The organism is Orenia metallireducens, from assembly GCF_003001995.1.
GTDB lineage: Bacteria > Bacillota > Halanaerobiia > Halobacteroidales > Halobacteroidaceae > Orenia > Orenia metallireducens_B.
In genome coordinates this window covers 76,944-90,309 of sequence record NZ_PVNB01000016.1, presented here as the reverse complement: position 1 = coordinate 90,309, position 13,366 = coordinate 76,944, and the positions used below count along the sequence as shown (strand labels likewise).

The 13,366-nt window shown below is 32.2% G+C and carries 9 protein-coding genes, 1 tRNA gene and 1 pseudogene; 4 read left to right on the top strand and 7 right to left on the bottom strand.

The window, feature by feature from the left end; genetic code table 11:
* Window positions 1-103 precede the first annotated feature (103 nt).
* Together BX659_RS19695 and BX659_RS19045 are read left to right on the top strand one after the other, a co-directional pair.
* Window positions 104-346: pseudogene (locus BX659_RS19695) on the top strand (TOPRIM nucleotidyl transferase/hydrolase domain-containing protein); the annotation flags it as partial.
* 96 nt (window positions 347-442) lie between these two features.
* The gene (locus BX659_RS19045) at window positions 443-631 is read left to right on the top strand and encodes a hypothetical protein (protein WP_097018458.1); all 189 of its coding nucleotides are present in this window, start codon (window positions 443-445) and stop codon (window positions 629-631) included.
* Between the two features lie 188 nt (window positions 632-819).
* Here BX659_RS19045 and BX659_RS11645 read toward each other — a convergent pair.
* The 4 genes from BX659_RS11645 to map form a co-directional block, all read right to left on the bottom strand.
* Window positions 820-896, bottom strand: a tRNA-Pro gene (locus BX659_RS11645).
* 111 nt (window positions 897-1,007) lie between these two features.
* A complete protein-coding gene (locus BX659_RS11640; RefSeq protein ID WP_097018457.1) occupies window positions 1,008-1,814 on the bottom strand; it encodes a family 1 encapsulin nanocompartment shell protein in 807 nt (268 codons plus the stop codon).
* 4 nt (window positions 1,815-1,818) lie between these two features.
* On the bottom strand, window positions 1,819-2,202 hold the full coding sequence (locus BX659_RS11635) for an encapsulin-associated ferritin-like protein (protein WP_097018456.1): 384 nt from the start codon (window positions 2,200-2,202) through the stop codon (window positions 1,819-1,821).
* 331 nt (window positions 2,203-2,533) lie between these two features.
* Window positions 2,534-3,280 carry a type I methionyl aminopeptidase gene (gene map / locus BX659_RS11630; RefSeq protein ID WP_097018455.1) on the bottom strand — a complete coding sequence of 249 codons (747 nt, stop codon included), beginning with the start codon at window positions 3,278-3,280 and terminating at the stop codon, window positions 2,534-2,536.
* A gap of 1,036 nt (window positions 3,281-4,316) precedes the next feature.
* On the opposite strand from map, the gene BX659_RS11625 reads away from it, so the two are divergent.
* Entirely contained in the window at window positions 4,317-5,399 is a 1,083-nt protein-coding gene (locus tag BX659_RS11625) for an MJ1255/VC2487 family glycosyltransferase (protein ID WP_097018454.1), read from the top strand.
* Between the two features lie 84 nt (window positions 5,400-5,483).
* Here BX659_RS11625 and BX659_RS11620 read toward each other — a convergent pair whose 3' ends face one another.
* Window positions 5,484-7,490 (bottom strand): methyl-accepting chemotaxis protein, encoded by a 2,007-nt coding sequence (locus BX659_RS11620; RefSeq protein ID WP_097018453.1) that lies wholly within the window; start codon window positions 7,488-7,490, stop codon window positions 5,484-5,486.
* 530 nt (window positions 7,491-8,020) lie between these two features.
* On the opposite strand from BX659_RS11620, the gene BX659_RS11615 reads away from it, so the two are divergent.
* Window positions 8,021-8,596, top strand: a complete 576-nt coding sequence (locus BX659_RS11615) for a 2'-5' RNA ligase family protein (RefSeq protein ID WP_097018452.1) — start codon at window positions 8,021-8,023, stop codon at window positions 8,594-8,596.
* A 60-nt stretch (window positions 8,597-8,656) separates the two neighbouring features.
* Here the strand turns inward: BX659_RS11615 and BX659_RS11610 are convergent, their stop codons facing one another.
* Window positions 8,657-10,765: a methyl-accepting chemotaxis protein gene (locus tag BX659_RS11610; RefSeq protein WP_172431927.1), complete on the bottom strand. Its 2,109-nt coding sequence runs from the start codon at window positions 10,763-10,765 to the stop codon at window positions 8,657-8,659.
* A gap of 254 nt (window positions 10,766-11,019) precedes the next feature.
* Complete coding sequence (locus BX659_RS11605) at window positions 11,020-13,233, bottom strand: methyl-accepting chemotaxis protein (protein ID WP_172431926.1); 2,214 nt, start codon at window positions 13,231-13,233, stop codon at window positions 11,020-11,022.
* Window positions 13,234-13,366: the final 133 nt, after the last annotated feature.

Sequence of the window (13,366 nt, the reverse complement as noted above, 5' to 3'; positions counted from 1 at the left end):
AGTATTGACTATATGACTCCTAATGAATATGAAAAACAATTATTAGCTGCTTAATTTGTTCAATTTTTTGTGTCCAAGATATTGACTTAAGTCCAATTCGCTTATTTATAAATTTCCTATAGTATTTAATAATTATCTTGATTCAAATTTAAAAAATACAGAGTTTTATAGTGGACTTTTTTATAAAGATATTATAATAGTTGAAGGGATTTCCGATAAAGAAGCTCTAAAGACTATAAGTGAATATTTTGAAAATACGGTTTATATTTTTGCGGCAAATGGAAAAGCATGGATACCGTTTTATGTAAAGCTATTTCTTAAACTTGGTAAAAATGTAATTGCCATAACTGATGTCGATAAAGAAAATAATAGACATTCTGCTGCACTTACTCAAATTTTAGATAGTATAAGTGAACTTAAACATATTCAACATAATCCTGATATGGAAACAGAATATGATATTGATGTAGAGGCTATTTCTAAGCTACTTGGAATGTCAAACAGTATACGAAAAAGAAATAGGGGATGGCTAAAACAAATTGCAGCGTATTATTATTTTAAAGTTCAGGGTAATTGGCATAAGTTAAAAGATAAGATATTTGAGCAAAATGAAATATATGATTTTGAGTAAATTTTATCATCACATAAACCAGCTAATAAAAGTCAAGAATTAATCAAATCTTAATGAGAACAATCTTAAATTAACTTATAAAGAATATTGGTATGGATGTCGGCAAAATGTCGGCAAACAGTCAAAAAATTAAAAAAGAGCAGTTTATCAAAACCACTCTTAACCCTTGCTACTATAGTATTTTTAAATGGTCGGGCTGATTGGATTTGAACCAACGACCCCTACACCCCCAGCGTAGTGCGCTACCAAACTGCGCCACAGCCCGAAAAAATTGATTTTGTTAAATTATTATATCAGCTTATCTATTTGGTGTCAAGAAAAAGAGTTTGAGTTTAAATAAGCTGCTCTGCTTAAACTCAAACTCAATCCAAAGTTATTATTTTAATACTACTATGGCTTCAGGTGTATTTACTCTGAAAGTAAAAGATTCCATAAAGAAGAACTCTATTTCATCATCAGTGTGGGAACTATAACCAATCGAGATATCCTGTCCAACTATCAATTCAAAATCCTCACCACGGGTTGATAATAATAATCCCTGATCACCAAGTACTGGTGCTGGAATAACCCTTCCTTGAATTAACTCCTCTAACCTCTTCTTAGTGGGATATCCTTTATCATCTATCTCATTTAGAGTGTATAGCATCGAATAGAGTGGTGGTGCTAATAAGAGCATATAGGGTCCTTCTATATTCTCCATCACCAAATTCTTAACTCCATTGGCAACTGCTGAAACTATCCCCTCTTCTTTATTAATCTCAATTATCTCTTGAGAGGATGAGTCTATTAAGCCCTCTATACTTGCTTCATCGATCCCATAAAAGATCGCTTCATCCTCTGCCCTAGCTAACTTCTCTGCTGCCTCAATTAGTGAATCAGTATCTATATCTTCAGCGCCACGGGATAATGCTTCTACTTCCTCTAAACTGAGCTTAAAAGGAATTTCAACCTCTACCAAAGGTAGTGTGTGCCTTTTATAATATTTAATTCCTTCTAATTGAGAATCATCAAATAAGACTCTTCTACCTGTATTCACAGCAGCAAAGTCTATGCCCTTTGGTCCAATAAAATCTACTACCTTACGACCACTTAGCTTCGTATTCAGTACCGCTTTAGCTTCTGCTTCTATAAACCCCCAAGCCTCAGGAGGGATTGGAGCTAAATTTTTTCTCAAATTACTCATCATTCTACCCCCTTTTATTTAATCCTTTTATTCCTAAGGAATTATCACTGCTAATACTGACTTTAGGACTATCTACAGGTCCATGACTATAACCATGGTCATGGTGGTGTTCATCATCAGCATGGGTAATAGGTCCATCACTGAATAAAAACTCTTGGAAGTACTGGTCAAAGTTAGAGTAATTACGGCGCAGCCATTCTAAGGCCATAGCAGCATGCTCTATCTCTTCATCACGATTATGTTCTACTATAGCTCTAATCTGTGGATCCTTTGTCGCTGCAGCTCTTTGATGATACCAATCGATTGCTTCTAGCTCTTCAATTACTGTTTGAATCATTCTATGAAAGTCTTTAACCTCTTCTGGTAAATTCTCTTCATGAAATGCCATCTTAGTCTGCCCCCTTGTGAAATCTTATCTATGTAATCTTACCTATATAATTACACTTTAAGCTTTAAAATATACTTATTTTTTAATTATTCATGGTTTGATTAATTTTGATATATTAGTGGCGTTTTTCCGGTATTAAGAGGGTAGGTGGTTTGATTAGCAGATTAAACCTAACTACCTGCCCCCTAACTATCCAACCACCAAAGAACAAAGTGTCGTAATATCTCTATATTGTATAAATATCTCTACTAACACCACCTCGATTATTGAAGCAATCAAAAAGGGTTTAGAGGTGATCACCTCTAAACCCTTACTATATAATCTATAATATTTATGGTAATGTCAAAATTCTTGGTCCATCCTTAGTTATAGCAACAGTATGTTCAAAATGTGCAGATAACTCCTTATCAGCAGTAATTACAGTCCAGCCATCATCCAATATTTTAACTTTATGAGTTCCTACATTAATCATCGGCTCAATAGCTAAGACCATTCCTTCTTTCAACCTCGGTCCTCTACCTGCTGGACCAAAGTTAGGAATTTGAGGGTCTTCATGTAGATTACGTCCTACCCCATGACCTACAAACCTTCTTACTACTGAATACCCCCTTGCCTCAACATACTTTTGAACAGCATGGGAAATATCTGAGAGTCTATTTCCTTCTAAAGCTTGCTCAATTCCCTGATGTAATGACTCTTCAGTAACCTTCAATAAGTTTTGAGCCTGATCAGAGATTTCACCAACAGCTAATGTATAGGCAGAGTCACCATAAAAACCATCAATTAAAACTCCTAAATCCATTCCAATGATATCCCCTTCTTCTAAGACTCTATTACCAGGAAAACCATGGACAACCTCTTCATTGACTGCTACACATAAGGTACTAGGAAAGCCCTGATATCCTTTAAAAGCAGGTTTTCCCCCTTTACTTAAAATGAACTCTTCGGCTATTTTATCTAATTCTCCAGTAGTAATCCCTGGAGTAACCTTTTCAGCTAACAGAGCATGGGTCTGCGCCACTATGCTTCCTGCTTTTCTCATAATCTCTATCTCACGTTCTGACTTTCTAATAATCATTTTCCTTATCACCTCTAATTTATTTAATTCTAGTGCCAAATCACTAATTTATATTAACTCTTATTATTAACAATTACCCTAGGAATTTAACACCTTTAATTAATAATATTATAATAGAAATAATATCATTAATATTTATTATACAACTTTGTTAGGATAAATTCAAAAATTACTCTAATTATTTCCTAAGCTGAAATTTAGAATATAGAATCTACTACTAAATTTAACTATAAACTCACAATCTTACCCATTCTTGTTATAACTTTATCTTCAAAAACTAAATTCTAACTTCAAGAATTAAGACTTAAATATATTTTGATTCTATTTACATTTAAAAGTAAAATTTTCAATTAAATTTAATCTTTAATTAACTCAATCTTAACTTTACTACGATAAACTATATAATAAGTTTAGAGTAAAGCCTAGGACTATATCTGCTAACAAATAAATACTGAGCTAGATAAACTATTCTAGAATAAAGTTTATAATATTTCTAACCAGTACTTATAGTGCTTATTTTTCCTACTAACCTATAAAATCTTCATGGTATAAGAATAATCCTTAAAGTACCTAACAAGTCTATTTACTTAAAAAATGAATCCTACCTAATAAACTACCCTACTGACCTTTTTTAATTTATCTAATCTCTAAATCTCTTCTAAGATAATACAAGCTATAAATATTATATACTATAAGGAGGAACTTATATGTTCTTACAAAAAAGTTTGAGGTTAAAGTTAAATTTGATAATTATCATAGTAATACTATTACCCCTATTGATTACAAATTATATCAATATCAAAATAGTCATCCAACTTTAAATAAAGATTCTTCCCAATCACAAGAAGTTTAACTAAATTTAATCTTTAGTTAATAAAATCTTAATTTTACTCTGCTAAAATTTATCATGATGTTATCTAAATAATATTATTCAATCAGGAGATTGAGATAGTTGCAAGTTCTAAATAGGATTATATTTCAATTATTCTTCACTTGTTACTATTAATCAATAAGAGTAAAGGAGCGACAACTTCTTATGAGAATTGCTTATTATATTCAAGGAGAAGGAAGTGGTCATGTCTTTAGAAGCCTACCAGTAATTAGGCATCTACAACAGAACCATCAAGTTAGACTGATTGCCAATAATAAAGCATATAGAGTGCTCAGTAATCTAGGCTATCAAGTAGAGCAGATTAATGGAAGCAGTCTAGCTTATAATAATAATAAGATGAACTATATTAAGACCTTGGTTAACTTTTTAGAAAGTTCACCAGAGATTTTAAAGATGGTCTTTAGCAAGGAATTAAAGGCTTTGGCTAAGTTCAATCCCGCTTTAATCATCAGTGACTTTGAGCCTACAGGATTCTATTTAGGAAATTTCTTGAGAATACCTGTCATCGCTATCGATAATATCAACCTGATTACCCAGTGTAAAAATTTTGAATATCCAATTAAATACTTACTTCATTTTCTAATGGCAAAGTTAATTACTAAGACCTGGTCCCCTTCAGCAAACTATTATTACGTTCCCTCATTTATTGAACTAAAGACTAAGAAGAACGTTGAGCTGATTGAACCTATTATTAGAGAGGAAATTTTAGAGTTAAGACCTAGCAATGAAGGGCATATCTTAGTCTATTTATCCTCTAAAACACCTTATCTTTTGGACTTATTGAAAAAATACTCTGAAAAAAAGTTCTACATCTTTGGCTATGATAGAGAATATACAGAACAAAATCTATACTTTCGTAAGTATGGAGATGGCTTTATTGAACTATTTGAAGGTGCTTCAGCAGTCATTGCCAATGGTGGCTTCTCTTTTATCTCAGAAGCTATTTATTTGAAGAAACCAGTATACTCTATCCCAATAGCCAAGCATTTTGAACAACTATTAAATGCTCTAAATTTAGAGAAGATGGGTTATGGCAAATGGTCTAGAGAAGCCAATGAGCAGGATTTGAGCAAGTTTATCAATAACCTAAATCATTATCGTAAAAATCTAGGAGAATTCAAAGCAAGGGACAACTCCACCTTTTGGCAGAGCCTAGACAATAAATTATTAGAACTTGAAGAGAAAAAAGAGAGATTCTCTTATTTTCCTCAGCTTTATAAGCGCTAGTTTAATTTAGTATGATTATATTAAGATAATAAGTCTGCAAGTAAATACTTGCAGACTTATTATTAGTTAATCTATCTTCACAGCTTAAAATTTCTCAAAATCATCTTCATTTAAATCCATTATCCCCTCTAAGTCATAGTGATTATCTTTAAATTCACTTCTTTCTTTATCCTCCTCTTTCTTAGCAATCTCGTGATAACCTTCTACCTTCCTATTTAGATTGAATTTTCTGACAAGCTTAGTCATATCTGCAGCTTCATTACTTAAAGACTCACTAGAGCTAGCAATCTCTTCAACCATTGAAGCATTATCCTGAGTCACATGATTTAGCTCCTCTACTGCTCCTTGTATCTGATTAGCTGCTGAACTCTGCTCTTCCATAGCTGCTGCAATCTCTGCAATTGATTGGGAGGTCTGATTACTATTCTCGACTATCTTACTAAGAGAAGTTCCTGTCCGTTCAACCAATTCATTCCCTTCCTCTATCTGTGCAATAATCGTCTTAATTAAATTTTCTATCTCTTTAGCAGATTCAGCTGTTCTAGCTGCTAAGTTTCTAACCTCTGCTGCCACCACTGCAAAGCCTTTGCCATGCTCCCCTGCTCTGGCTGCTTCTACTGCTGCATTCAGTGCCAATAAATTGGTCTGAAAGGCAATATCATTAACTACAGTAATAATATCTGAAATCTCCTTACTGCTTGCTGTAATTTCTGACATAGATTCCATCGTCCTCTTAATAACTTCAGAACCTTCCTGAACCACTAACATAGTCTTATTAGATAAGTCATCAGCTGCTTCAGAGCTACTAGCAACCTCTTCAATTGAGGCAGCAATCTCTTCAATAGTTGCTGACACCTCCTCTAAGGCAGATGCCTGCTCTTCAGTTCTTTGAGCTAAAGCCTCATTACCATTAGCAATCTCAGTTGATGAATTATTAACATTAAATGCATTGTTCTTTACTCTATAAATTACATCACTTAAAGAATCTATTGCTTGATTTAAGTTAATAGCCATCTCGCCTAATTCATTTCCTACTTTAACACTTACCTTCTCTGTAAAGTCTCCTTTAGCTACCTTAGATAAAGTCCTTTCAAATTGATTAATGATAAAGTTTAACGAATCAATAGCTCTATTGAGATTAGCAGCCATGCTTCCTAATTGATTTTTAGCTTCTATCTCAACCTTACAGTTAAAATCACCTTTAGCTAAACTTGCTAACGATACTTCAAACTTAGCAATTATCTCATTTAAAGAATCGATAGTTCTATTAAGACTATCACCCATCTTACCTAATTGATTACCTACTTTAATATTAGCATTTTGAGTAAAGTCTCCATCTGCCAGCCTCTCTAGGACATTATCAAACTCAGTTATTACTGAATTTAGATTCTCAACAGTCTGATTAAGGTCTTCACCCATCTCGCCAAGCTCATCTTTACGATCAACTTCAACTTTATTAGTAAAATCCCCTTCAGCTACCTTGGCTAAAACTGCTCTAATAGCATCAATTGGATTAATAATAGCTCTGGTCAATACTATACTGATAACTATCCCCACAATAATTGCCAAAGCTATAATAGTAAAGTTGATTAAATTGATATTAGAGACTCTTTGATGCATCTGTTCATTTTGAATCTTATATAACTCTCTTAATTTATCCTCCACATCTCTTCCTGCTTTGACAACCTCTCTCTCTAATGACGATCTATCTCTATCACTTTTAGTATAACTTATAAAAGCACCTTTATAACTATCAACAGCTTCAATAATCTCCTCTACCCTATTATAATCTTCGCCCTCTAGCCCCTCTAATAGCTTTTGAGCATCTTCACTAATGTCTTCAATAATTGATTCAACCTCTAAAATATACTTCTCTTCTCCAAATAGGATATAATTCTTTTCAGAGGTTCTAGCATCTAAAATACTTTTAATCATCCTATTGCTATCATTAGCAAGCTCTACTTTAGTAATTACAGAACTTAATCCACTATAACCTAAATAACCAACTGTAATTATCAATAGAACCATCACAGTAAAACCCAATAATAGCTTAGTTTTTACCTTCAAATTCTTAAATCCACCTTTAACCATTTAATCACTCCCCTTATCCCAACTTTTCTTTTATTATAAATAATATTTTAAATATAGCCAATTTTCTAAATATTAGCTATATCAAGAAGCTACTTTAGAATAACTAAGCTTAGTCTAGGGAAATCATGATACATGGACTATCTTATGTATGAAGTCGACTTAAATTTTAGTTTATAATACAATATCACTCTAACTTTTCATTAAATTCAAATTATATCTAGAGTCATATATATAATTCTATAATAATATAGCAATTCCTCTTTTACTACTCTCAACTATTATTATTTATTAATAAATTATCATAGGAATTTATCAATAAACAACAAGTAATACAAGCAATAAATAAGAATTATACTGTTATCACAGCTTACTCATTAGCAAGTATATAGCCCTTATAAGCACTTTACTAACTAAAGCAATTTGCTATCTCCCTTATTATATAGTAAAATATAAACAGGATTTATCTACTATTATAAACATTCATGATTTAATTATCTTTAAATTAAGTAGTAACCTTGGAGGAGATTTCAATGGTTAAAGCAGCAGATTTAAAAGAGGAGTTATTTATTGTATTACTTCCTAAAAAGAATGATATGAGAAAAGCATTAGAACTACAAGAGACTATTTCAAAACATTATAACTTATATAATGATGACGATTATCCTGAATTACATATAACCTTAAATAGAATAAATAAAAGAGATATTGATGAGGCTAAAGAGGTTATAGCAGAAGTTGTTCAAAATTATCAACAAAACCCTATTAAGATTGAAATAAGCAATTTAAAGTGCTTTTGCCTTAAGGAGAAATTTCTTGTATTAAAGGTAGACGAAACTGATTCACTGACTAGCCTTAGTACTCAACTCCATCAGCAATTGGTTAATAGAGATTTATCTACTCTTACTAATTATGAAGAATGGTCCTTCCATATGAGTTTAATCAGTAATATTTTTGCTAAAAACCCAATTTCTGACCAAGAATTTAATAAAATCTGTCTGATTTTAGATGGTATCCCCCAAAAGATATCTACTGTAGGTCAGAGTATAGAGATTTGGAGACCTACCTTAGACAAAGACAAGAAAGTAATTGCTAGTTTTAAATTATAATTACCCATCAATAAATATAAAGGCTGTTGGTTTTTACCAACAGCCTTTATATTTATATTGTTAAAACTTATCAAAGTCCTCTTCTTTAATCCTCATTACCTCATCTAAAGAGCTACTCTCCACTCTCCTTGCTTGACTAAGTACATGCTTCTCACCTTCATTATTCAATTTAAATTTTTCAACTAAATTAGACATATTTTTAGCTTCACTACTCAAGACTTCACTAGAACTAGCAATCTCTTCAACCATGGAAGCATTGTCTTGAGTTACTTGATTCAACTCTTCTACTGCTCCTTGAATCTGATTAGAGGCAGAGCTTTGTTCCTCCATAGCTGCTGCAATCTCTTGAATAGCTTCAGAGGTCTCCTTACTATTTCTGATAATCTCCTCTAAAGAATCCCCTGTCTTCTCTACTAATTGGTTACCCTCTGAAATCTGCTCAATAATAGTATTGATTAAATTCTCTATCTCCTTAGAAGATTCGGCTGTTCTAGCAGCTAGATTTCTAACCTCTGCTGCCACTACTGCAAAGCCTTTACCATGCTCTCCTGCCCTAGCTGCCTCTACTGCTGCATTAAGTGCTAATAAATTGGTCTGGAAGGCTATATCATTGACTACAGAGATAATATCACCTATCTCCTTACTACTAGCTGTGATCTTAGACATCGACTCCATTGTCTGCTCTACTACTTTGGCTCCATTATCGACTACCCTCAAGGTATTATCTGCTAATTGATCAGCACCTTCAGAGCTAGCTGCTACTTCTTGGACAGATGCTGTAATCTCTTCAATTGTAGCTGATATCTCCTCTAGAGATGATGCCTGTTCTTGTGTTCTTTGGGATAAGTCTTGATTCCCATTAGATATCTCATTAGAAGAAACAGTTACGTTACTTACCACTTCTTTGACCTTACTGATCACATAACTCAACTCATCGATAGTCTTATTTAAATTAGCTGCCATCCTTCCTAATTCATTCTTAGCTTCTACAGTAACCTTACTTGTAAAATCACCAACAGCCACCCTTGCCAATACTTCCTCAATATTACCAATTATTCCACTTAAAGAATCAACTGTCTGATTTAAATTATTACCTATCAATCCCAATTCATCATTGCTTTCAACCTTGACCTTCTCATTGAAATTCCCTTCTGCTACCTTTGCTAAAACCTTTTGAATTTTATCAATTGTTGCAGTAATATATTTAGTTATTGCTATTGAAACTACAATTCCAATCAAGACTACCAAGATTAGGATAATAAAACTTACTAGATTTGTTCTAGCAATTTGATGATACATCTGCTCTTTCTCACTTGCCTGTATCTGTTGTAAATCTACTTCTATATCTCTAGCTAGAGCTACTAAATTATTTTCTGCTATCTTCTCTTCATCTACATTAGCTACATAATCATTGAATATTCTTTGATAAGCATTCACTTCTTTGATGATATCGTCAATTAACTTTAAATCATCTCTATTACTAAGATATTCTTTCATCTCTTCTACTTGATTGATAAGATCAGTTATAAAGCCTTTAACCGACTTGATATACTCTTTATCCTCTCTCATAATAAAGTTCTTCTCTTCACTTCGAGCATCCATCATATATTTAATTATACTATTAGCACCATCAGCTATCTCTACTTCTGCCTTAATAATTCTATTTTCATCCTCATTATCTATACTTTGATAAGCTTTAGCCCTCTGCTCTTCTCTTAATTTTTGAGCTAAATCCATTACACTCCTAGCAGCAGTAATCATCTCTTGATTTAACTCTTCTTCCTTATAATAAAAGGTTACATATTTATCAAAGGTATCTCGATACCCTTCAATCTTAGCAATGATATTATCAATCAGTCTTCTTTCCTGCTCTTCTTTAAACTTTGCTTTAAGCCCTTCTGCTTCCCTGATAATATCGTCAATTTGCTCTTTTATTTTAGTGATATACTCCTCTTCTTCATGCATAATAAAATTCTTTTCAATCATTCTAATACTTAGTATATGCTCAATCATTTTATTGGCATCATCTGCTATCTCTACTTCAGTTTTTACTGTTTTCAAGCCAAAATAACTGAATATTGCTAAAATTATCGCTAGAACTATTATCGTAGCAAAGCCTATCCCTAATTTTCTAGATATCTTTAAATTCTGAAACCTATCTTTAAACATATAACCCCTCCCTCTTCTCATTTAATACAAAATAAACTAATACTTAATTAATTCTAGAAAAAATTCAAATTACCTATTCAAAATAATAATAATTTTGAATTATTTTATAATATTATTTATATAAAATAATTAAAGCTAATAATTTAATTAATAGTCTAAATTTAAACCATTATTATATATTATTTTATATTTTAAAAAACAATTAAAGAATTATATACAAAGAAGAGGACTTTAAAGTCCTCTTCTTTACTAAATCAAAATCTATCAAAATCTCCTTCATCAATACTCATAATCTCATTCAATTTTTTAAGTTGGTCTTCTCTTAAATTATTAGCATCACTCATCTTATAGTTTCTATCAAAACCTAATCTGAACCTTCCTACTATTTGTGATAGATTTGTCGCTTCGCCATTTAAAATCTCACTAGAATTAGCAATCTCCTCTACCATTGAAGCATTATCCTGAGTAACTTGATTTAACTCCTCTACTGCTCCTTGAATTTGAGAAGCTGCTGAGCTCTGTTCATCCATAGCTGTTGCGATCTCAGCAATAGCTTGGGCAGTTTGATTACTATTTTGAACAATCTCTTCTAATGAGTAACCTGTCTTTTCTACCAATTCATTACCTTCTTTAATTTGATCGATAATCATACTGATTAAATTTTCTATCTCTTTAGATGACTGGGCTGTTCTAGCAGCTAGGTTTCTAACCTCTGCTGCCACTACTGCAAATCCTTTACCATGCTCTCCTGCCCTTGCTGCTTCTACGGCAGCATTAAGCGCTAATAAATTTGTTTGAAAGGCTATATCATTAACAACACTAATAATATCTGATATTTCTTTACTACTTGCAGTAATTTTAGACATTGATTTCATAGTTTCGCCTACTACCATAGATCCTTTTTCAACGACCTCTCTATTCTCCTTAGCAAAATTAGTAGCCTCTTCAGAATTAGCAGCTACCTCTTGAATAGATGCATTAATCTGCTCAATTGTTGCTGATACCTCTTCTAAAGATGATGCCTGCTCTTGAGTCCTTTGAGATAACTCATCATTTCCCTTAGCAATTTCATTAGAAGAATTGTCGACATTCATAGCCGTTTCTTTTACTTGAGAGATTACCTCACCTAAGGAATTTATAGTTGTATTAAGATTTTTAGCCATCTTTCCTAATTGATTCCCTACCTCTATATCGACATTCTCTCTAAAGTCCCCTTTGGCAACTTTAGATAAGATTTTTTCAAATTCATTGATTACTAAATTTAAAGAATCAATTGTAAAGTTTAAATTATCTCCCATACTACCTAATTGATTTCCTACTTTTATCTCAACCTTCTCTGTAAAATCACCATCTGCTACTTTAGCTAATACCTTTTCAAACTCGTTGATCACTTGATTTAAAGAATCAATTGTAAAGTTTAGATTATCTTTCATACTGCCTAATTGATTGCCTACCTCTATCTCAACCTTCTCTGTAAAGTCACCATCTGCTACCTTAGCTAATACCTCTTGAAATTTATTGATTACTTGATTTAAAGAATCAGCTGTTAAATTAATACTATTTACCATCTCACCTAATTCATTCTCTGCATTGATAGTGATTTTCTTAGTAAAATCACCTTCAGCCATCTTAGCTAAAGCCTCTTTAATTTCTCCAATCACAGTGGTCAAGGATTCGTTCATTTTATTTAATGATTTGATTAACTTACCAATTGCATTATCACTATTATAATCTAGCTTTGATATGTTGAAATTCCCCTCAGCAATCTGTTCAGCTAAGCTAACACTAGCTAATAGCGGTTTAGTTATCCCATTAATAATAAAATAAGAAATAATTAAAGCGACCAATGCAGCCAAAACTGAAAGTAAAATTATTTTAAAAGTAACGTTTTTTTCTATAACCTTTGACTTTTCATTCAATTGATTTGATGCTTCTGTATACTCTTCTTGAATTGTATTCATAATTCCTCGTGTAAGTTCAAATTGACTTTGTTCCTCTTCTAATAAACTTTCTATCCTAGCACTATCATCTACTTTCTCTTCAACCAATCTCCAGATTTCACTTGTTAACTTACTATAATTCTCTAGCTCAGCATTAAACTTTTCTTGTAGCTTTACTTCTTGCTCAAAAACAGTTTCAGTCTGTGTATAACTATTAAAACGATCTTTGGTTTGTTGTATATTCTCTTCATAAGCTCCTTTAAGTTGCTTAACAAGGCTACTATTTCTTTCATTAACCCCTTGCATAAGTGCTACTCTTGCCTGTTGAAAATCACGGTCTGCATTTAATATCAATTCATAAGTTGGTACAAAATTATGCTTAAAAGAATCTACTATATTTAAAACCTTCTCTATCCCATTAAAGCCCATAAACCCAGTCAGACTAATAGATACAACCAATAGAAATACTAAAAAATAAAGTTGAAAAGCAATTGATCTATTAAAGAACAATTTAGTAAAGTTAGACATCATTCATCTACTCCTTCTACTTTTTTAGTTGTCCAATATAAATCTAATACAAAATAGTGATAATAAATCACTAAACCCAATTCCTTACTCAAACCTCCTTCTTCTGATAATACTGATTATTGATAATATTTAC

What these genes read in the sequence shown, in the direction of transcription:
- BX659_RS11635 (WP_097018456.1), bottom strand. Translation starts at nt 2,202, where the DNA reads ATGGCATTTCATGAAGAGAATTTACCAGAAGAGGTTAAAGACTTTCAT.
- BX659_RS11610 (WP_172431927.1), bottom strand. Translation starts at nt 10,765, where the DNA reads ATGTTTAAAGATAGGTTTCAGAATTTAAAGATATCTAGAAAATTAGGG.
- BX659_RS11605 (WP_172431926.1), bottom strand. Translation starts at nt 13,233, where the DNA reads ATGTCTAACTTTACTAAATTGTTCTTTAATAGATCAATTGCTTTTCAA.
- BX659_RS11615 (WP_097018452.1), top strand. Translation starts at nt 8,021, where the DNA reads ATGGTTAAAGCAGCAGATTTAAAAGAGGAGTTATTTATTGTATTACTT.
- BX659_RS19045 (WP_097018458.1), top strand. Translation starts at nt 443, where the DNA reads ATGGAAACAGAATATGATATTGATGTAGAGGCTATTTCTAAGCTACTT.
- map (WP_097018455.1), bottom strand. Translation starts at nt 3,280, where the DNA reads ATGATTATTAGAAAGTCAGAACGTGAGATAGAGATTATGAGAAAAGCA.
- BX659_RS11620 (WP_097018453.1), bottom strand. Translation starts at nt 7,490, where the DNA reads ATGGTTAAAGGTGGATTTAAGAATTTGAAGGTAAAAACTAAGCTATTA.
- BX659_RS11640 (WP_097018457.1), bottom strand. Translation starts at nt 1,814, where the DNA reads ATGAGTAATTTGAGAAAAAATTTAGCTCCAATCCCTCCTGAGGCTTGG.
- BX659_RS11625 (WP_097018454.1), top strand. Translation starts at nt 4,317, where the DNA reads ATGAGAATTGCTTATTATATTCAAGGAGAAGGAAGTGGTCATGTCTTT.